The organism is Pseudomonas sp. B21-054 (assembly GCF_026016345.1).
In the GTDB taxonomy this organism is placed as follows: Bacteria; Pseudomonadota; Gammaproteobacteria; order Pseudomonadales; family Pseudomonadaceae; genus Aquipseudomonas.
Genome location: NZ_CP087204.1, coordinates 1,660,960 through 1,678,165 on the forward strand (window position 1 = coordinate 1,660,960; position 17,206 = coordinate 1,678,165).

At 59.9% G+C, this 17,206-nt stretch carries 18 protein-coding genes, 1 tRNA gene and 1 pseudogene; 14 read left to right on the forward strand and 6 right to left on the reverse strand.

Going from position 1 to position 17,206, the window contains the following annotated elements; genetic code table 11:
* Positions 1 to 175 precede the first annotated feature (175 nt).
* On the forward strand, positions 176 to 1,603 hold the full coding sequence (locus LOY70_RS07390; protein WP_265035087.1) for a DegQ family serine endoprotease: 1,428 nt from the start codon (positions 176 to 178) through the stop codon (positions 1,601 to 1,603).
* Between the two features lie 63 nt (positions 1,604 to 1,666).
* On the opposite strand, the gene LOY70_RS07395 is transcribed toward LOY70_RS07390, so the two are convergent.
* Positions 1,667 to 3,100, reverse strand: a complete 1,434-nt coding sequence (locus tag LOY70_RS07395) for a M48 family metalloprotease (RefSeq protein WP_265035089.1) — start codon at positions 3,098 to 3,100, stop codon at positions 1,667 to 1,669.
* Between the two features lie 98 nt (positions 3,101 to 3,198).
* On the opposite strand from LOY70_RS07395, the gene LOY70_RS07400 reads away from it, so the two are divergent.
* Positions 3,199 to 3,438, forward strand: coding sequence for a sulfurtransferase TusA family protein (locus LOY70_RS07400; RefSeq protein ID WP_025212368.1), 240 nt, complete (start codon positions 3,199 to 3,201; stop codon positions 3,436 to 3,438).
* Between the two features lie 30 nt (positions 3,439 to 3,468).
* Positions 3,469 to 4,539 (forward strand): AI-2E family transporter, encoded by a 1,071-nt coding sequence (locus LOY70_RS07405; protein WP_265035092.1) that lies wholly within the window; start codon positions 3,469 to 3,471, stop codon positions 4,537 to 4,539.
* 130 nt (positions 4,540 to 4,669) lie between these two features.
* Here the strand turns inward: LOY70_RS07405 and LOY70_RS07410 are convergent, their stop codons facing one another.
* Together LOY70_RS07410 and LOY70_RS07415 are read right to left on the reverse strand one after the other, a co-directional pair.
* Positions 4,670 to 5,143 (reverse strand): peroxiredoxin, encoded by a 474-nt coding sequence (locus LOY70_RS07410; RefSeq protein ID WP_265035094.1) that lies wholly within the window; start codon positions 5,141 to 5,143, stop codon positions 4,670 to 4,672.
* A gap of 10 nt (positions 5,144 to 5,153) precedes the next feature.
* Positions 5,154 to 5,714: a glycine cleavage system protein R gene (locus LOY70_RS07415; protein ID WP_123342296.1), complete on the reverse strand. Its 561-nt coding sequence runs from the start codon at positions 5,712 to 5,714 to the stop codon at positions 5,154 to 5,156.
* A gap of 316 nt (positions 5,715 to 6,030) precedes the next feature.
* On the opposite strand from LOY70_RS07415, the gene dapA reads away from it, so the two are divergent.
* The 9 genes and pseudogenes from dapA to LOY70_RS07455 all read left to right on the forward strand — a co-directional run bounded on the left by dapA (position 6,031) and on the right by LOY70_RS07455 (position 12,934).
* Positions 6,031 to 6,909, forward strand: coding sequence for a 4-hydroxy-tetrahydrodipicolinate synthase (dapA, locus tag LOY70_RS07420; RefSeq protein WP_265035097.1), 879 nt, complete (start codon positions 6,031 to 6,033; stop codon positions 6,907 to 6,909).
* A gap of 17 nt (positions 6,910 to 6,926) precedes the next feature.
* Positions 6,927 to 8,042: an outer membrane protein assembly factor BamC gene (gene bamC / locus LOY70_RS07425; RefSeq protein ID WP_265035099.1), complete on the forward strand. Its 1,116-nt coding sequence runs from the start codon at positions 6,927 to 6,929 to the stop codon at positions 8,040 to 8,042.
* 4 nt (positions 8,043 to 8,046) lie between these two features.
* Positions 8,047 to 8,805 (forward strand): MBL fold metallo-hydrolase, encoded by a 759-nt coding sequence (locus tag LOY70_RS07430; RefSeq protein ID WP_265035101.1) that lies wholly within the window; start codon positions 8,047 to 8,049, stop codon positions 8,803 to 8,805.
* A gap of 27 nt (positions 8,806 to 8,832) precedes the next feature.
* Positions 8,833 to 9,546 (forward strand): phosphoribosylaminoimidazolesuccinocarboxamide synthase, encoded by a 714-nt coding sequence (gene purC, locus LOY70_RS07435; protein ID WP_265035103.1) that lies wholly within the window; start codon positions 8,833 to 8,835, stop codon positions 9,544 to 9,546.
* A gap of 83 nt (positions 9,547 to 9,629) precedes the next feature.
* A tRNA-Ser gene (locus tag LOY70_RS07440) sits at positions 9,630 to 9,719 on the forward strand.
* Between the two features lie 78 nt (positions 9,720 to 9,797).
* The gene (locus tag LOY70_RS07445) at positions 9,798 to 10,109 is read left to right on the forward strand and encodes a hypothetical protein (RefSeq protein WP_265035105.1); all 312 of its coding nucleotides are present in this window, start codon (positions 9,798 to 9,800) and stop codon (positions 10,107 to 10,109) included.
* A gap of 406 nt (positions 10,110 to 10,515) precedes the next feature.
* Positions 10,516 to 11,292, forward strand: a pseudogene (locus LOY70_RS30100) (MCP four helix bundle domain-containing protein); the annotation flags it as partial.
* A gap of 78 nt (positions 11,293 to 11,370) precedes the next feature.
* Complete coding sequence (locus LOY70_RS30105) at positions 11,371 to 12,150, forward strand: methyl-accepting chemotaxis protein (protein ID WP_413776639.1); 780 nt, start codon at positions 11,371 to 11,373, stop codon at positions 12,148 to 12,150.
* Positions 12,151 to 12,163: 13 nt separating this feature from the next.
* Positions 12,164 to 12,934 carry a phytanoyl-CoA dioxygenase family protein gene (locus LOY70_RS07455; RefSeq protein ID WP_265035108.1) on the forward strand — a complete coding sequence of 257 codons (771 nt, stop codon included), beginning with the start codon at positions 12,164 to 12,166 and terminating at the stop codon, positions 12,932 to 12,934.
* A 23-nt stretch (positions 12,935 to 12,957) separates the two neighbouring features.
* On the opposite strand, the gene LOY70_RS07460 is transcribed toward LOY70_RS07455, so the two are convergent.
* Positions 12,958 to 13,326: a cupin domain-containing protein gene (locus tag LOY70_RS07460; RefSeq protein ID WP_265035109.1), complete on the reverse strand. Its 369-nt coding sequence runs from the start codon at positions 13,324 to 13,326 to the stop codon at positions 12,958 to 12,960.
* 88 nt (positions 13,327 to 13,414) lie between these two features.
* Positions 13,415 to 13,606, reverse strand: coding sequence for a YegP family protein (locus tag LOY70_RS07465; RefSeq protein ID WP_123414737.1), 192 nt, complete (start codon positions 13,604 to 13,606; stop codon positions 13,415 to 13,417).
* A gap of 348 nt (positions 13,607 to 13,954) precedes the next feature.
* On the opposite strand from LOY70_RS07465, the gene LOY70_RS07475 reads away from it, so the two are divergent.
* Complete coding sequence (locus LOY70_RS07475) at positions 13,955 to 14,320, forward strand: 5-carboxymethyl-2-hydroxymuconate Delta-isomerase (protein WP_123342285.1); 366 nt, start codon at positions 13,955 to 13,957, stop codon at positions 14,318 to 14,320.
* Between the two features lie 3 nt (positions 14,321 to 14,323).
* On the opposite strand, the gene LOY70_RS07480 is transcribed toward LOY70_RS07475, so the two are convergent.
* On the reverse strand, positions 14,324 to 15,256 hold the full coding sequence (locus tag LOY70_RS07480) for a LysR family transcriptional regulator (RefSeq protein ID WP_265035115.1): 933 nt from the start codon (positions 15,254 to 15,256) through the stop codon (positions 14,324 to 14,326).
* Positions 15,257 to 15,773: 517 nt separating this feature from the next.
* On the opposite strand from LOY70_RS07480, the gene LOY70_RS07485 reads away from it, so the two are divergent.
* The gene (locus LOY70_RS07485) at positions 15,774 to 17,156 is read left to right on the forward strand and encodes a glutamine synthetase family protein (RefSeq protein WP_265035118.1); all 1,383 of its coding nucleotides are present in this window, start codon (positions 15,774 to 15,776) and stop codon (positions 17,154 to 17,156) included.
* The last annotated feature ends 50 nt before the right edge of the window (positions 17,157 to 17,206 follow it).

A 17,206-nucleotide genomic window follows, 5' to 3' on the forward strand; every position in this document is an offset into this window, starting at 1 on the left:
GAGATGCCGAAACTTCCTGTCAGCATTTTCATTTGCAAAACTTTTTGTTTTTTTCTATAGGTCAGAGCCGCTCGGCTCTGGCCTTGTCTGTTCCCGGAACAAAAATACCGGCGTATCTTGCCTTGGTGTTTCTTGCTCCATATCGCTTAACCCTGCTCGTCGTAACGGGAGCCGTATGTCGATACCACGCTTGAAAACCTATCTCTCCATTTTTGCCACCGTGCTGGTGCTTGGTCAGGCCGTTCCTGCCGTGGCGGTCGAATTGCCTGATTTCACACAACTGGTCGAGCAGGCCTCGCCCGCGGTGGTGAACATCAGTACTACCCAGAAGCTGCCGGATCGTCGGGTGTCGGAGCAACAGATGCCTGACCTGGAAGGCTTGCCACCAGCGCTGCGCGAGTTCTTTGAGCGCGGCATGCCGCAGCCGCGCTCGCCCGGTGGTGGCCGTCAGCGTGAAGCGCAGTCCTTGGGCTCGGGATTCATTATCTCGCCCGACGGCTACATCCTGACCAATAATCACGTGATCGCCGATGCCGACGAAATCCTGGTTCGGCTGGCTGATCGCAGTGAGCTCAAGGCCAAGCTGATCGGCACCGATCCACGTTCGGACGTGGCGTTGTTGAAAATCGAAGGCAAGGATCTGCCGGTGCTCAAGCTGGGTAAATCCCAAGACTTGAAAGCCGGCCAATGGGTGGTGGCCATCGGTTCGCCGTTCGGCTTCGACCACACCGTGACCCAGGGCATCGTGAGCGCTATCGGTCGCAGTCTGCCGAACGAAAACTATGTGCCGTTCATCCAGACCGACGTGCCGATCAACCCGGGTAACTCTGGTGGTCCGCTGTTCAACCTCGCCGGTGAAGTGGTGGGTATCAATTCCCAGATCTACACCCGTTCGGGCGGCTTCATGGGCGTGTCCTTTGCCATTCCGATCGACGTGGCCATGGACGTTTCCAACCAGCTGAAAAGCGACGGCAAGGTCAGTCGCGGTTGGTTGGGCGTGGTGATCCAGGAAGTGAACAAGGACCTGGCCGAGTCGTTCGGGCTGGAGAAGCCGGCCGGTGCGCTGGTGGCGCAGATCCAGGAAGGCGGTCCGGCTGCCAAGGGTGGCCTGAAGGTGGGTGACGTGATCCTGAGCATGAACGGTCAACCGATCATCATGTCTGCGGACCTGCCGCACCTGGTAGGCGCTCTCAAGGCCGGTGCCAAGGCCAACCTGGAAGTGATTCGCGAAGGCAAGCGCAAGAATGTCGAGTTGACCGTCGGCGCTATTCCTGAGGAAGGCAAGGAGTTGGATTCGCAGGCCAAGTCTGGCGTCGAGCGCAGCAGCAATCGACTGGGCGTGGCGGTGGCCGAGCTTACCGAAGAGCAGAAGCGGACCCTGGAGCTGCAAGGCGGCGTAGTGATCAAGGAAGTTCAGGAGGGGCCTGCCGCCCTGATCGGCCTGCAGCCGGGCGACATCATCACGCACCTGAACAACCAGGCAATCGGTTCCGCCAAGGAGTTCACCGATATCGCCAAGGCTCTGCCGAAGAACCGCTCGGTGTCGATGCGGGTCCTGCGTCAGGGACGTGCAAGCTTCATTACCTTCAAGCTGGCCGAATGACCGGTTAGCGGCTCAATAAAAAACCGCCTCGAAAGAGGCGGTTTTTTTGTGCGCGACGAATACTCAGCCCATCATGTCCTTGACCAGGCGTTCCTGTTCCATGAGTTCCCGCTGCCGGGCATCGATGCGTGACGACAGCGGGAAGTTGGTGCCAGCGCGTCGTTTGGCGAAGTCCAGTTGCTGGATGGCCTGACGGTAGTCACCCACCAGTGCGAAGTACTCGGCCCGTGCCTGATGCAAACCGATGATATTGCCCGACAGCCCACGCGTCTCGGCCACCATGTACCAGACATCCGGATCGTCCGGGCGGGTCTTGAGGAGGTTTTCCAAGGCTTTTTCGGCATCGGCGGGGCGATTCTGCTTGAGCAGCAGGTCGACGCGCACCTGGTTGAGTGGATAGTTGCCCGGGTATTGGCTCAGCATCCGGTCGACGCGGGATTGAGCGTCGGCCAGCTTATTGCTGGTGATGTCCAGATCCACCTGGGCCAGGTTGTAGATGATCTCGTTAGGCGATTTGGCCAGCAGCGGCTTGAGGTTCTCCCGGGCTTCATTCAACTGGCCGCCCTTGATCTGCGCGATCGCCAGGCCATAGCGGGCCACGTCGTTGTTCGGGTTTTCGTCCAGCTGTGCCCGGAAGCGCTTGGCGCCCAGGCCTGGGGTTTCTTCATAGGTCAACTGGACCCGTGCGCGAATCAATTGGTAACGCACGCTGTCCTCGATGCCCCCCGGCTTGGCTTGTTCGGCTCGGTTACGGGTGTCGGCGATCCGGGACTCGGTCACCGGGTGAGTCAACAGGAATTCGGGCGGTTTGGCGTCAAAGCGATACTGGCGCATCAGGCGTTCGAACATGGTCGGCATGGACCGTGGATCGTAGCCGGCTTTTTCCAGGTTCTGGATGCCGATGCGATCGGCTTCCTGTTCGTTCTGGCGAGAGAAGCGCCGCTGCTCCTGGATGGCCGCGGCCTGGGTCCCGGCAATGGCCGCGATCCCGGCGTCACCGCCACCGGCGGCGGCAATCACGATGCCGGCCAGCAGCGCCGCCATCATAGGCACTTGCATGCGCTGCTGGGCTTCGACGCCGCGGGCAAAGTGGCGTTGCGACAAGTGCGCCAGTTCGTGGGCCATGACCGAGGCGTATTCACCTTCGGTCTGCGCATTGAGGAACAGGCCGCCATTGACCCCGACGATCCCGCCTGGTGCGGCAAAAGCGTTGAGCTGCGGACTGTTGATCAGGATGAACTCCAGGCGTCGGTCATTGACCTGGCTGGTCTCTACCAGTTTGTAGACACTGGACTCGACGTAGTCCTTGAGCTGTGGATCGTTGAGCTGTGAAACCTGGCTGCGCAGCAGGGCCAGCCAGGCGCGGCCCAACTGGTGTTCCTGTTCCGGCGAGACAATGGCAGAACTGGCGTCGCCAAGTGACGGCAGGTCGTCGGCGAAGCCCGGTGAGGCAAGCAGGCAGGCGAGCGTCAGCAGGGTGGGGCGCAGAAATGTCATGCACGAAGCCTTAGTCGACAAAGACCCTACTGTAGCCGGACACCGGGCCCGGGACCAGATATTCTAGGCCGCTCAATCACCTGCCGCGGAGTGAACCGATGACCGATGCTGTAGCCCACGATGCCGAACTGGACGCCAGCGGCCTGAATTGTCCGCTGCCGTTGCTCAAGGCCAAGCTGGAACTCAATCGCCTGGCCAGCGGCGCCGTGCTCAAGGTGACCGCGACGGACGCGGGTTCCCAGCGGGATTTCCGCACCTTCGCCCGGTTGGCCGGTCATACGCTGCTGCGTGAGGAAGACGACAATGGCGTCTACCGTTACTGGCTGAAGAAAGCCTGAAAAATCGATAGCGTCTCTTAAGGATTTTTAATGTTCAAAGTGTTACGCGACTGGATTCAGCGCTACTTCTCCGACGAGGAGGCGGTGGTGCTGGCGGTGCTGCTGTTCCTGGCCTTCACTGCGGTCCTCACCCTGGGTGGCATGCTGGCGCCGGTACTGGCGGGGATGGTGCTGGCGTACCTGATGCAGGGGTTGGTCACGACGCTTGAGCGCCTGCGGCTACCGGGTGCCGTGGCGGTGGGCTTGGTGTTCGCCTTGTTCATGGGCTTGTTGTTGGTGTTCATCGTGGTGATCGTGCCGCTGCTCTGGCACCAGTTGGTGACGTTGTTCAACGAGCTGCCGGGGATGCTTGCCAAATGGCAGTCGGTGCTGTTGTTGCTGCCTGAGCGCTATCCGCACCTGGTGTCCGATGAGCAGGTGTTGCAGGCCATCGAAGTGGTGCGCGGCCAGATCGGCAAGTTCGGCCAGTGGGCGCTGACGTTTTCGCTGTCCAGCTTGCCACTCCTGGTGAACATCATGATCTACCTGGTGCTGGTGCCGATCCTGGTGTTTTTCTTCCTCAAGGATCGGCAAATGATCGGGCGCTGGGTCCGTGGCTACCTGCCCCGTGAGCGGGCGCTGATTACTCGGGTGGCCCAGGAGATGAATCGCCAGATCGCCAATTACATTCGCGGCAAAGTCATCGAGATTTTCATCTGCGGCGGGGTGACCTATGTCGGCTTCGTAGCCCTGGGGCTCAACTACGCCGCACTGCTGGCGCTGCTGGTGGGGATTTCAGTGGTGGTGCCCTACGTCGGCACTGTGGTGGTGACCGTACCCGTGGCGTTGATTGCGCTGTTCCAGTGGGGCTGGGGCGACCAGTTCATTTATCTGATGGCGGTCTACGGGATCATCCAGACGCTGGACGGCAACGTGTTGGTACCGCTGCTGTTCTCCGAGGCGGTGAACCTGCATCCGGTGGCGATTATCTGCGCAGTGTTGTTATTCGGCGGGTTGTGGGGATTCTGGGGCGTGTTCTTTGCGATTCCCCTGGCGACACTGTTCAAGGCTGTGCTGGATGCGTGGCCGAGCAAGGAGCCGGTGGTGGCGCCGTTGTTGTAGCTGATTCATCGGTTGGGGCTGATGGCCTCATCGCGAGCAAGCTCGCTCCCACAGGGTTCTATTGAACATCACAGATCCCATGTGGGAGCGAGCTTGCTCGCGATAGCGCCAGGACAGGCAACGAAAAATGTCAGGCCTTGTTCAGGGCCTGAGCCGCCGCCAACACCGCATCCACATGCCCAGGCACCTTCACGCCACGCCACTCCTGGCGCAGTACACCGTTCTTGTCGATCAGGAACGTGCTGCGATCAACGCCCAGGTATTCCTTGCCATAAAGCTTTTTCAGCTTGATCACGTCGAACAGCTGGCAGACGGCTTCGTCCTTGTCGCTGATCAGCTCGAACGGAAACTCCTGTTTGCACTTGAAGTTCTCGTGGGACTTGAGGCTGTCCCGGGAGACGCCGAACACTTCGGTATTGGCGGCCTTGAACTGCGCGTACTGGTCACGAAAGCCCTGGCCTTCGGTGGTGCAGCCAGGGGTGCTGTCCTTGGGGTAGAAGTAAATCACCACCTGCTTGCCTTTGAGGGCGGCGAGGCTGACGGTCTGTCCGCTGGTGGCGGACGCCTGGAAATCGGCAACCGGCTGGTCGACGGCAACGGCCATGAACGTTTCCTTACATTGGGTTTTGTGGGCGCCACGGTTCGATCAGTGCGTCCAGGTTCATCGCATCGGCGAAGTCCAGGAACTGATCGCGCAGCCAACTGATCTGGGTGCCGGCCGGCAAGGTCACGGTGAACGTGGCGTTGAGCATGGTGCCGCCGGTCTGCGGGGCCTGGTAGGTGTCGCATGTCAGGTTTTCCAGCTCGACCTGGTGGTCCATGAAAAACTGGCACAGCTCGTTGATGATGTCCGGCCGGTAGGCCGAGCTCACATAGGCCACGTAGGGCAAGGCCTGGGGACGGTTCTCCAGGGCGGCGCTGCGCACCACGTTGACCGTGAAGGCGTGCTTCTTGGCCAGCAATGGCAGGCTGCCTTCCAGGCGAGCCAGGGCGTCCCAGCTGCCGGAGATTTCGAGCACGAGCGCACTGCATTCGCCATGACGAGTCAGGCGTGAGGTTACGACGGCACAGCGATTTTCATGGCTGGCGCGGCACAGGACGTTAGTCAGCTCCATGGGGTTGGCGCCAAGGGCACTGATAACAAGGAATTGTTCGCGGACTGTGGGGGTGGACATGCAGCATTCCTAAAGCGATGAGCGGTCGGCACTTCATGCGGCTCGACACGGCCCCAGGCCCGGGTAAACGAACGGTTCAAGCCCTGTGCCTGGGGTTGCGCTGCATTCCGGGACGGCGGGAATGCACAAGGACAAACGCAGGATCGGGGCTTGTGGCGACGAAAACGGAGGCTGGGAACCGGCGAATGAGCTTATCAGTACCGATCAAAGCCTGAAGGGTAGCGAAAACCATCGCCAAGGGGAATGGTAGTTCGCTTGTACAAGCATCTTGGCGCCAGTACCATTACCGCTCTCTTTTTCCGGCAGGAGCGGTTTCATGATTGCGGGCAGTATGGTGGCACTGGTCACACCCATGGATGCACAAGGGCGTCTTGACTGGGTCAGCCTCAGCAAACTCGTGGACTTCCACCTTGAAAACGGCACCCATGCCATTGTCGCCGTCGGTACCACCGGCGAGTCGGCAACCCTCGATGTCAACGAGCACATCGAAGTCATCCGGGCCGTGGTCAAGCAGGTCAACGGTCGCATTCCGGTCATCGCCGGTACCGGCGCCAACTCGACCCGCGAAGCCGTCGAGCTGACCCGCAACGCCAAGGAAGCCGGCGCCGACGCCTGCCTGCTGGTCGTTCCGTACTACAACAAGCCGACCCAGGAAGGCTTGTACCAGCACTTCAAGTTCATCGCCGAAGCGGTCGCCATCCCGCAGATCCTCTATAACGTGCCCGGCCGCACCTCCTGCGACATGCAGGCCGAGACCGTGATCCGCCTTTCCACTGTCCCGAATATCATCGGCATCAAGGAAGCCACCGGCGACATGAAGCGCGCCAAGGCCATCCTCGACGGCGTGAGCAAGGACTTCATCGTCCTTTCCGGCGATGATCCGACCGCGGTCGAGCTGATCCTGATGGGCGGCAAGGGCAATATTTCCGTCACCGCCAACGTCGCTCCACGCGAAATGGCCGACCTGTGCGAGGCGGCGCTCAAGGGCGATGCAGACACCGCACGGGCACTCAACGAAAAACTGATGCCGCTGCACAAAGACCTGTTTCTCGAAGCCAACCCGATCCCGGTGAAGTGGGCTTTGGTCGAAATGGGGCTGATGCACCAAGGCATCCGTCTGCCGCTCACCTGGCTCAGCGAAGCCTGTCACGAACCGCTGCGGCAGGCCATGCGCCAGTCCGGCGTCCTGGTTTAATTGAGGAAGTACAACGCATGAAGCGAATGGCCGGACTTTCCGCACTTGCCTTGATTATCTCCAGCACCAGTGGCTGCGGATGGATCTGGGGCCCGGAAGGTTACTTCCGCGACCGTGGTAGCGATTACCTGGAAGCGCAACAGACTGCACCGATGCAACTGCCGCCTGATGTCAGCGTCGCCAAGCGCCTGGATCCGCTGTTACCGATCCCGCGCAACGTGGCCGACGACAGCGTCAAGGGCGAATACATCGTCCCACGTCCACAGCCGCTGTCGGCCGTGGCCGATGCCAGCGACTACACCCTGCAGAAGAGTGGCGATTCAAGCTGGGTCATGGCCCAGCATCCACCGGCCGAAGTCTGGCCCGTGGCAATCCAGTTCTTCCAGGACAACGGTTTCCGCCTGGACGAACAGCGCCCGCAGACGGGTGAATTCACCACCACTTGGCAACGTTCCGATGAGCTGTCCGCTGCCGTGGCCAAGCGCATGAGCGCCGCAGGCGTCGCCGCCGACAGCGAAAGCCGCGTGCGGGTGCGTATCGAGCCGGGTGTGCAGCGCAACACCAGTGAAGTCTACGTAGTCAGCGCCGAGCGTCCTGCCGGCAGCACTGCCGACGTGGCGTTCACCAACCGTTCGGTCAATACCGGCCTCGACGCTGCGCTGGTGGACGACATGCTCGCCAGCATGAGCCGTACGGCAGAGCAGGGTGGTTCGGTCTCGATGTTGGCCTCCAAGGAGTTCGATGCGCCGAGCCGCGTCAGCCTGAGCGAAGACGGCAGCGGCAACCCGGTGCTCAACGTCGGTTCGGACCTGGATCGTGCCTGGTCGAGTGTTGGCCGTGCGCTGGAGCAGGGCGAATGGCGGGTTGAGGACATCAACCGCAGCCTGGGCCTGTACTACATCAACCTCGCCGAAAAGGCCGAGAAGAAAGACGAGAAGCCTGGCTTCTTCAGTGGCCTGTTCGGCAGCAAGCCGGACAAGGAAGAAGTTGAAGCCCGCGCCGAGCGTTACCAGGTTCGCCTGAGCAAGGTCGGCGAAAACGTCCAGGTCACCGTCGAGAAGAACATCAACACCGTGGCGCCGGCCGATGTGGCCCGCAAGGTATTGAGCGTGATTCAGGATAACCTGGGCTGATCCGATGCGTTTTGCCGTTCTCGGCAGCGGTAGCCAGGGGAACGGCACGCTGATAGCCAGCGCCGACACGTACGTGCTGGTCGATTGTGGTTTCTCCCTGCGGGAAACCGAGAAGCGCCTGTTGCGCCTGGGTGTGCACCCGGCGCAGTTGAGCGCGATACTGGTGACCCACGAACATGCCGACCACGTGCATGGCGTGGGTTTGCTGTCTCGGCGCTACAATCTGCCGGTCTACCTCAGCCGCGGAACGTTGGATGGCCTGCGCAAGCCCATCGAGCCCGCCGGTTTCGTGGCCGGGGGCGAGCAATTGCGCGTTGGCGCCCTGGATATCAGCGTGGTCAGCGTGGCGCACGATGCCCGGGAGCCGACGCAGTATGTGTTCAGCGACGGCGAGCGGCGCTTCGGGTTGCTCACGGACTTGGGGTCGTATTGCAACAAGGTGATGGACAGCTACCGGGACCTCGATGCGTTGATGATCGAGTCCAACCACTGCCGCGATATGCTGGCGCGCGGGTACTACCCGTACTTTCTCAAGCAGCGGGTAGGCGGGGAGCGCGGACATTTGAACAACCACCAGGCGGCGTTCCTGGTGGCCGAGTTGGGCTGGCAAGGCCTGCAACACCTGGTCCTGGCCCATCTGAGCAGCAAGAACAACCTGCCGCAGCTGGCCCGGCAATGTTTTGTCGACACCCTCGGGTGCGACCCGGACTGGCTGCAATTGGCCGATCAAGATTCAGGGCTCGACTGGCGACATATCGCCTAGCCCACTACTTAGCAAGCGGAGCCCATCATGGAAAAACGTGAAGAACTCTACCGCGGCAAAGCCAAATCGGTTTACAAGACCGACGACGCTGACCGCTTGATCCTGCTGTTTCGCAACGACACCTCGGCGTTCGACGGCAAGCGCATCGAACAGCTGGACCGCAAGGGCATGGTGAACAACAAGTTCAACGCCTTCATCATGCAGAAACTCGAAGCCGCCGGCGTGCCGACCCAGTTCGACAAGCTGCTGGGTGACAACGAATGCCTGGTCAAGAAGCTGGACATGATCCCGGTCGAATGCGTCGTGCGTAACTACGCCGCCGGCAGCCTGGTCAAGCGCCTGGGCGTGGAAGAGGGCATGAAGCTCAACCCCTACACCTTCGAGCTGTTCCTGAAGGACGACGCCAAGGGCGACCCGTTCATCAACGAATCCCACGTCGTGGCATTCGGTTGGGGCACCGCCGAGCAACTGGCCCGCATGAAGGAATTGTCCCTCAAGGTTAACGAAGTGTTGACCAAGCTGTTCGACGACGCCGGCCTGCTGCTGGTGGACTTCAAGCTTGAGTTCGGTGTGTTCAGCGACGGCTCCATCGTCCTGGGTGACGAATTCAGCCCGGACGGCTGCCGCCTGTGGGACAAGGACACCAAGAAGAAGATGGACAAAGACCGCTTCCGCCAAGGCCTCGGTGGTGTCATCGAAGCCTACGAAGAAGTCGCCCAGCGTCTGGGTGTACCGCTGTAATCGACGCAAGCATCTGATAGCACGGAAAAAATTTCGCCCGGGGGTTCGCTTCCGGCAAATGTGCTGGTATGATGCGCGCCACTGGAGAGATGCCGGAGTGGCCGAACGGGACGGATTCGAAATCCGTTGTACTGGCGACAGTACCTAGGGTTCAAATCCCTATCTCTCCGCCATAATTGAATACGACTAAGCCCCTGAAATGGTTGAACATTTCAGGGGCTTTTTCGTTTCTAGCAATGCGAAGCTGATCGATGAAGACTCTCGCTTTAACTGGCGACGTACTGGCCAGCTTCGAGGCGCAGATCAATGGCGGCATCGGCCTGCAGCGCACCCTCTCGACAACTGATCATCAAGACCTACTTCGTAATAGGAAGCTTGTCAGTGGTTACAAATTGATCGAACGCTTTCTGACTATCACGTGCGGCTTGCCGAACATCATGAAATGTCAGTTCATTGTGAACGAGCTTTTTGTGGGGTTTGTCGACTTTTTTTGTGATGGGCATGGGGGCCGTCATCGCGTTTGTATCCAGCTTCGGTGCCATAGACTCGACGCCTATCCATGACGAAATGGGCCTCGTTGGAGGCCCTTGTAATGCTAGGCTGGCTCGGCATCCAATCGTCTGGCCAAGACGTCGAGCAAGTCGCAGCCATCCCAAACCCGCGTCGCCCTTATGAACGACGCTTGAACTATAGGGCTCCCCTCAGCGTTTCAGCAACGGGCTGATGTGTAGGAGGATTCTTTGAATTATGTAGGTGGGTAATGTCGGAAATTACTCCTAAGCAGCGAGCGCTTTCCCTTAGCCGTTTTTAACCCGTTATCTGCTTCCAACAAGGGGTTTCTCCACCTCAGAAACCCGCTCAAATGAGCCTCCTCACAAGCTCATTTCTTTGTGACAACTAGACTAATGGTCTATAGCTCAAGGCATGCCTGCCGATAGGTAAGGCAATCCAATCTAAGGAGTGACCCCCATGCTGCGGTTCTTTGCCGATCTAGGCTTCCGCTGGAAAATCACCCTTCCAATCGCTTTCCTCGCCGTGTTGCTGGTGCTGATGGGGTGGTCGGGGATGCGTGGTATTGGCCAGGTGACTGAGTCCAGTACTCAGTTGACCAAGCGCTATTTGCCAGCCATCAGTCTGTTGCTCAACGCCGATCGCGATCTTTACCAGGCTTTTGTCGCCGAGCGCAGTTTGCTTGATGGTCATGCGGACGAGCATCTGAAGGCGCTGGGCACCAGTCATGAGACGAATATGAAGCAGGCTTATGATCGCGTGCAGCAATATGCCGCGATGCAGCCGGGGGCCGAGGCGCTGGCGTTGGTCAGTCAGTTCAATGACGCTTTTGCAAAGTGGAAGCAGGTTTCGCTGCGTGTCATAGATCTGTCCGTGAAGGATCGGGAGGCTGCCAGCACGCTGAGTTTTGGTGATAGCGAGCGCTTGTTCGAGACCATGCGCGATTCCATCGACAAGCTTGGCGAGTTGGAAGAGCAGGCGTCGCACCGGGAGGGGGACGCGGCGATCGACTACGGCAAGGAAGTGGGGATGCATCAGGGCGCCATTCTGTTGATCGGGCTGCTTGGCTGCATTCTGGTCGTTGTTGCCCTGCCGCTGGTAGTCCTGCGCCCTATGCGTCGATTGCTCAGTCGCGTCGAGCAGATTGCCGAGGGCGGCGGCGATCTGAAAGGGCGCCTAGAGGTGCGTTCGGCTGACGAGCTGGGCCAGCTTGGCAATGCCTTCAACCGCTTTCTCGACAAGTTGCAGCCGCTGATTGCCGAGGTGGGTCGGGTGACCGGGGAAGTTGATGCCGCGGCACGTAACATGGCCAACATGGCCGCGACCAACGACAAACTGATCAGCAGCGAGCATGCGGCGCTGGATCAGGTCAGTACGGCCGCCACCCAGATGAGCGCCGCCGTGCATGAAGTGGCGAGTAGCGCACAGAACGCCTCGGACGCCGCGCAGCAAGCCACCAGTCAGTCCCGTGATGGTGCTGAGGTGGTCAGCAGTACGATCGAATCGATCCGCCAACTGGCCCATGAGGTGGAAAGCGCCTCGGGGACCATCGAGGCATTGGCTCAAGAGACTTCCAGCATTGGCGCGGTACTTGAGGTGATTCGTGGTATCGCCGAACAGACCAACCTGCTTGCATTGAACGCCGCCATTGAGGCCGCGAGGGCGGGCGAGCAAGGCCGCGGTTTTGCCGTAGTGGCCGACGAAGTCAGGGCGCTGGCGGCGCGTACCCAGGATTCGACCAAGGATATCCAGGTTCGCATCGAGCGTCTGCAAGCCGGTGTCGCCAAGGCTGTGCAAGCCATGCACACCGGTAGCACCAGGGCCCGCGACAGCGTCGAGCGTGCCGCGGGCGTCGATCAGGTGCTCAGCGGCACCGGCGGTTCAATACAGCGGATCAATGACATGGCCGCACAGATTGCCAGCGCCTGTGAAGAGCAGAGCAGTGTCACCGAGGAAATCGCCCGTAATATCTCCGACATCCGTGACTTGTCCAACGAAGCGGCGGAGAACTCTGCCCAGAGCATGCATGCCAGCCAGCAGCTTTCCAACTTGTCGAGGACCTTAGCGGAACTGATCGGCCGCTTCCGCACCTGAGGCAGGCTCGAACGTGAGCACCTCCGAACCCTTGGCGGCGGTCACCGACGACCGCCAGCGGGCCCTGCATCAGGACGGTTTCGTCCTGCTGCCCGCTGTATTGAGCGCTGCGCAAATCATCGATTTGCGTCGTGCTATCGACCAGCTCAAGCCCCAGCACTGGGACTACAGCGGCGTCATTGATCACTACAAGTGCGTCTTCAATCGCGATCCGTTCTGGCTGCCATTTCTTGAGGTGAGCGGCGTGATCGAGTTGGCGGAGGCGGCGCTGGGAGCGGACTGCCATATCATCGGCCAGACCGCCTGGCGTTGCCATCCCGGCTATGTCGGGGCTCCGTTGCACTTGGATTATCTGGTGATGGAATTGCCGCCTGGCCTGTTGGCCGATCCAGCTTTCGAGTTGCCGATGCAGATTTGCACCGCGCAGTTTTACCTTGATGACATCGATGCTGACTTGAGCCCCACGTGCGTCATCCCTGGCAGCCACCGAGCGGGCCGCAGGCCAGTGGCGGGAGAGACACAATGGCAAGGGCGACCTGCGCAGCCTGTGCTGTGTCGCGCTGGCGATGCGTTGATGCTGCGCAGCGAGTTATGGCATGCCGGCAGCGACAACCGGACCGCCGATCGCACGCGGTATCTGCTGCAGGTGCATTACGGTCGGCGGATGGTCGCGCAGAAGTTCTCGCCTTACCTGCACTGGCAATTCAACCCTGTGGTGCTGGCGGCAGCGACACCTCGCCAACGACGCCTGCTGGGCGACCATCAGGAAGCTGAATACGATTGACTCTCCGGCGGTAGGGCCTTCAGTCAAATCCAGACATCATTGTCTGCCGTGCGCTCATTGGCTTCGCCGGTGTTGATGACGCCGCGAGGCTCGATCAACAACACTTTTACCTCCTGTGCGGCGTAGGGCTTGTGCTCGACGCCCTTTTTCACGACGTACATCTCCCCTGCGCCAATCGTTACCGCGCTGTCGCGAAAATCGATACGAAGTTCGCCTTCCAGCACGATGAAGGTTTCATCGGTATCGGCGTGGGCGTGCCAGATGAATTCGCCTTCGAGGCGGGCCACCTTGAACTGGTAGTCGTTCATTTCGGCCACCACTTTCGGTGCCCACTGATCTTGGAACAAGGCGTACTTCTGGGCGAAATTGATAGGGGCGTGATTGGCAGTCATCAGGAAATACTCGCTCTGGGGGCTTGGAGTGATGCCACAGAAAGCTGCCCACCCGGAGCAGCTCATGGTCGATACAGCGCCGCGCTGTTTAGATTTCCTTCACCGGTGTCTCGCCGTGGGCACTTTTGATCAGCCCGATGACGTGAAGGCAGTCGGCTTTGTTCACATAGGATTCGCCACTGGCGATCGTTTCGTGGTTACCCGCTCTCAAACGCCAGCGCCATTGGCCTTTTCCGGTGTTTTGGGTTCCTCGGGTCTGCCTGTAGATTTCAAAATACATCGGTCCGCTCCATGCGATTGACTCATTAAGACATGCTTTGCACATGTCGTTGCAAGCCTAGCCAAGCTGATAGTTTTGGCTATCGCCAATACGTTTCCAATGATGATGAGATATTGCCGAAAATTGCAGTGCTGTTGCTCAAACTGACCCGCACCGGGAGCCATGGATGAACCGCAACCAATTGCGCAAGGCCGACATCAACCTGATGGTGGTGTTTGAGACGCTGATGCTTGAGCGTAACGTGACACCGGCACGGGACGAAACAAATACTGCGTAAAAGAATAAAGTCGAGGTATGGTTTGCCACGGCTGAACCCACCTGGTCATATTTCGAATTGGAGTCGAACACATGCCTCACCTGCACATGGAATACACCGCCAACCTGCCCAACCTCAAGGCCGACGTAGCGCTGTTGCGCCTGAATAACGCATTGGTGGCGTCCGGTCAGTTTGCCGCCGAGTCAGACATCAAGAGCCGGGCGGTGAAAGTCGAGACTTACCGAGTGGGCACTGGCCTGGGCGAGCGTGGTTTCGTGCACGTGAAGTTGGCCTTGCTGAGCGGTCGCTCACCGGAAATCAAGAAGCAACTGGCCGACAGCCTGCTGGCCGTGATCCAGGAGCTGGACGAATGGCCGGCGGACGTTTCCGTGCAGCTGTGCGTGGAAATCCTCGATATCGATCGGGGTCCTTACGCCAAGGCGCTGATCGGTCAGTGACGGTCAGGCGCCTCTTTCGGCGCAGGCCATGATGATCTGTTCGCGCAGCCAGGTATTGGCGCTGTCCTGATCGGCGGCCAGGCTCCACTGCATGTCCAGGGTAAAACCCGGCAGGCCCTTGGGCGCTTCGTGGTGATTGAAAATCGCCTCGTTGGCCAGCAATTTCTGGATGCGGCGGGGCAGGGTCAGGATGAAGTCGGTGCCGGTGATCATCTTCAGCGCCGCACTGTAGCTGTTGGCGCGAGCGGCAAGCTGGCGTTGATGGGCCTGCTGTGACAGCCAGCCATCCACCATGTTGCTGGGCGAATTCCAAGGCGTCGGAAAAACGTGCCGGCGCTCCAGGAAAGACTGAAGGCTCAATTGCGCTTGCAATGGCGTCGCCCGTTTATCCACGACACAGACCAAGTCCTCCTCCAGCAACTGCCGGGATTTGAAATCGGCATGGGTGCTGTGGAAGTTCGGGCCGAAGCAGATCACCAGGTCCAGGCTGCCGTCACGCAGTTCCTCGGCCGGAATATCGGCTTCGAATTTGTGCATATTTACCACCACCGGCAGGTTGGCGTAATCGAAGCCTTGCAGCAGTTGCGGCAGGATCAGGTGCTCGAAGTATTCCGGTGCGCAAATATTGAAGGTGACGGCCTGCCGGGTCGGATCAAACGTCGGCGCACCGGCATGGCACAGGTTGATGCTTTGCAAAATGGCGCGCACGTGGTCGTACATGCCCTCGGCCTTATAGGTGGGGCGCATGCCGGTGCGGGTGTTGATAAACAGCTCGTCTTCGAAGCAGGTCCGCAGTTTCTTGAGGCAGTAACTGACCGTTGACTGACTGACACACAATGCCTCGGACACACCGGTCACGCTGCTTTGCTCGTACACGGCGGTAAACACCATGAGGTCCTGCATATCGAGCTTTCTGAGGGAGTTACTGTTCAGCATCCGTTCTGTCTCGCTGTGCTCCTTGCGCGGATGTAGCGCAAATCAGACCGACGATCCTAACGGAACGATGGTCCCAAGAAAATGCCATGCACGGGGTTTCATGGTGGAGAGTGGGACAGATAATGTCGCGAATACGACGTGAGGAGCAACGCCCCGGTCGTTTGCCATTGTTTAGTCTGATCCGATCCAAGTTCCATCAAATCCATGTTTAATCACCCTCAGTGTCGTGGGACGCTTCCAAGGTGTGTTTCCGGTGACGCGCTTATGGACGGTTGGTCCGCGGCATTCCAGTACTTGTCATCCGCCGTGGCTGGTCCGGTCGGCCGGTTCACGCCTGCTTTCACCCCTTCGCTCTGCGCACTGCCCTCTGAACTGGCTTTTTGGGCACTCTGGCATTGTCGCCACGCCCGTCCTCCAGATACCTGTATTCACGGTTGATCAACCCGCGTGTTCGCCGATGCGAACGCAGACTGACGGCGCCTCATCGCCCGTCCGACCCGTCAATACGAGCCTGTTCATGAGCCTTTCCAAACACTCTTTCGCACCTGTGCAACACGCCCAGGCGTTCCTGGCGCAGCATCCGGATATCGAGCTGTTCGAGCTGTTTATCCTCGACAACAATGGTGTGCCTCGGGGCAAGTTGCTGCATCGGGATGAGCTGCTGGCGGTCTACGAAAGTGGCCGGCCGTTGCCCAGTACGATTCTCGGCCTGACCCTCAATGGCGACGATGTGGAGAATTCCGGGCTGGTATGGGACGTCGGTGACATCGATTGCCGAGCCTATCCCATCAGTGGCAGTTTGCAGCGCATGCCGTGGCGGCTGATCCCCACGGCTGCCGTGCAGGTGAGCATGCATCCTCAGGAGGGCATGCCGGCCACCATTGCCGATCCGCGCTATGTGCTCAGCCAGGTGGTCGAGGCCTTGCAGGCGGACGGTTATTACCCGGTGATGGCCGCGGAACTGGAGTTCTATCTGTTGGACGCGCAGCGCGACAGCGCGGGCCGGCCACAACCGGCGCGGGACGTGGATGGCGGCAGGCCGCGCGCCACTCAGGTTTACGGTTTGCGTGAACTGGAGCAGATCGAGCCGTTTCTCGCGGACCTTTACGCGGCGTGCAAGCTGCAGGGCATTCCTGCCCGGACGGCCATTTCCGAATACGCACCGGGGCAGGTGGAGATCACGCTCGAACACCGTGCCGATGCGCTGCAAGCCATGGATGAAGCCGTACGCTACAAGCGGCTGGTGAAGGGCGTGGCGCATAAACATGGCATGCAGGCGTGTTTCATGGCCAAGCCATTCGATCATCTGGCGGGCTCCGGCATGCACATGCACGTCAGCCTGGCCGACAAGGATGGCCACAACCTGTTTGCCAGCGAAGCCGCCGACGGTACGCCGCTGCTGCGCAACGCGGTGGGCGGAATGCTCCACACCTTGCTCGATTCGCTGTTGCTGTTCTGTCCCAACGCCAACTCCTACCGCCGATTCCAAAGCAACAGCTACGCGCCGCTGGCGGCGACCTGGGGAGTGGACAACCGCACGGTGAGCCTGAGAGTGCCGGGCGGTCCGGCCTTTTCGCGGCACATCGAGCACCGTATTTGCGGCGCCGATGCCAACCCGTACCTGGCCGCCGCAGCCATACTGGCCGGCATCCATCACGGCATCCGTGAACGGTGCGATCCGGGAGCGCCCGTCGAGGGCAACGGCTATGCCCAGGCGACTGAGTTATTGCCTACCGATTGGCTCACCACCCTGCGCGCCCTTGAAGCCTCGACCTGGGCGAGGGAAGCCTTCGGCGATGAGTTCCTCGGTGTCTACCTGGCGGTCAAGCGTGCCGAATACCGCCAGTTCATGGGGGAGGTCGGAGAGCAGGACTGGCGCTGGTACCTGAATCAAGCCTGATGAGCGCTTAGAACCGGCTGTTTAAATAATTATTTAATGGCAACTTTTTC